This window comes from Bartonella sp. P12B (genome assembly GCF_055796185.1).
Window position 1 is genome coordinate 1 of the sequence record NZ_JBTTDI010000045.1, and the last position, 2,218, is coordinate 2,218.

At 39.7% G+C, this 2,218-nt stretch carries 2 protein-coding genes; both read left to right on the forward strand.

The window, feature by feature from the left end; all coding sequences use genetic code 11:
* The first annotated feature begins 37 nt into the window (after positions 1-37).
* Entirely contained in the window at positions 38-1,195 is a 1,158-nt protein-coding gene (locus AC0QT1_RS08490; RefSeq protein ID WP_473201274.1) for a tyrosine-type recombinase/integrase, read from the forward strand.
* A gap of 270 nt (positions 1,196-1,465) precedes the next feature.
* Positions 1,466-2,206, forward strand: coding sequence for an antA/AntB antirepressor family protein (locus AC0QT1_RS08495; protein ID WP_473201273.1), 741 nt, complete (start codon positions 1,466-1,468; stop codon positions 2,204-2,206).
* Positions 2,207-2,218: the final 12 nt, after the last annotated feature.

The following is a 2,218-nucleotide window of genomic DNA, read 5'->3' on the forward strand; positions in this document are numbered from 1 at the left end:
GGCAATGCCTGAAAAGGTGGACGAGAGGGGGTGTTAAGTGAGGGCGATTTATAGGTTATCAGCATCATTCGTAAAGACGTCTCCACATGGTAAATATTGTGATGGGGCAGGGCTATGGTTAAATGTTCGAAAAGACAATACGCGCTCTTGGTTTTTTCGCTATACGCACCACAATAAGCGCCGTGAAATGGGGCTTGGTCCTGTTACGAAACTTTCTTTAAAAGAAGCCCGCGAGCTTGCTAGGCATTATAGTGATATTCTTAAAGAAGGTAATGATCCTATTGTTTTTAGAGAACAGACTATTTTAAAACAGCAAAGCAATATCTTTCAAGAAGTTGCGCAAGCGGCTTTTGAAAGCAAAAAAGCAGAGCTGAAAAATGAAGGAAAAAATGGTCGTTGGTTTTCTCCACTAGAGTTGCATGTTATTCCACATATAGGCAAATTATCTATAGAAAAATTGACAGCCAATATCATTCGCAATGTTCTTGCTCCTCTTTGGCATGAAAAAGCAGATACAGCGCGAAAAGCACTGAATCGTATCAATATTTGCTTGAAATATGCTGCTGCTCTTGGCTTGGATGTTGACCTACAGGCTTGTATGAAAGCACGTGCTCTTTTAGGAAAGTCACGTGCGACAACGACGAATATTCCTGCTATGCCTTGGCAAGAACTTCCAGCTTTTTATCAAAACTTAGAGGATAATATCCTTTCAAATTTAGCATTAAGATTACTGATTTTGACAGGTTCTCGATCATATCCATTGCGCTATTTGCGTCTTGAGCAGATTGACAAAAATATATGGACCATACCCAAAGAAAATATGAAAGGTATTGTAGGAAAAGTTTTAGACTTTCGTGTGCCACTGAGTAATGAAGCTATGAAAGTCATTGAAAAAACTCTGCCTTTTGAAAAAAACGGCTTTCTATTTGCAGGGCTTAAAGGCAAGCCAATTTCTGATGCAACGCTTTCTAAATTCATGAAAGACAAAGGCTTTGATTATAGACCTCATGGTTTTAGATCGAGTCTTCGTGATTGGATAGCGGAGACAACATCAACACCATTTGAAATTGCAGAATCTATTCTTGCGCATTCAGTTGGTAATTCAGTGACAAAAGCTTACATGCGAACGGATTTTTTGGAACAACGGCGTGTTCTTTTGGAGCAATGGGCATCTTTTATATCAGGAAGTACTTGACATTATTTCTGTAATGTATATCTTCGAATCAGGTGCCTCAAAAACACCTTGACGATAAGCGGATGGATTGCCGAAACAGTCTCTTCTCCGCGCATTAAAAGCTTTGACTCATTATATGCGTATAGCATATAAATGGCTTGTCGGGTGTGGTTACACTATACAATACCCTTACGGGGAAAGTGTAACGACGGACTTATCGCCGTGTTTTTGAGCACCCGGCACTCTTTTATCGAGTGTCAATCAAAAACATTTAACGATAAGGAGTTCATTATGAACACTCTTATTCCGATATCGGAACAAACTATTGATCAGGAAACTGTCAAAACTGTTAATGCACGTGAGTTACATGCGTTTTTGGAAGTAGGTAAAGATTTTTCCAATTGGGTTACTGACCGTATCAAAAAATATAATTTAGTAGAAAATCAAGACTTTGTTTGCTCGCCAAATCTGGCGAGCAAAGGTAGGGGTGGACATAATCGTAAAGACTATCATCTGACTTTAAGTGTAGCCAAAGAACTTTCTATGCTTGAGAATAATCAGAAAGGTAGAGAGGCTCGTTTATACTTTATCGAATGCGAACGACTTGCAAAGCAGGTAGCAACACCACAAATAGATTACTCCAAACCTGAGGCATTACTTGGTGTCTTGAATCATCTACAAAACCAAATCGAGCAGAAAGATCATGTGATTGCTGAGTTAGAACCCAAAGCAAAAGCACTTGATGGCTTAAAGCGTTCAGATGGTTTGTTTGGTTTGATTGAATCTGCAAAGATGCTTGAAGTACGACCAAAAGATTTAACTGATTACTTGCGTAAACATGATTGGGTCTATCGACGGGCTCCAGGTGCTCCTTTGTTACCCTATCAGGATAAGATCAAGAAAGGTCTCATGGATTGCCCTGCTATTACTATTCAAAGACCCGATGGTACAGAAAAGGTGCTCCCTTCCACGAAAATCACATCTAGAGGATTAGCTTGCTTGAGAGAACAAATCCATGGAGGTGTGCAATGAATACCAGTATCG

Bases quoted from the DNA above. Each gene is read 5' to 3' on its own strand.
- AC0QT1_RS08495 (WP_473201273.1), top strand. From the start codon at position 1,466: ATGAACACTCTTATTCCGATATCGGAACAAACTATTGATCAGGAAACT.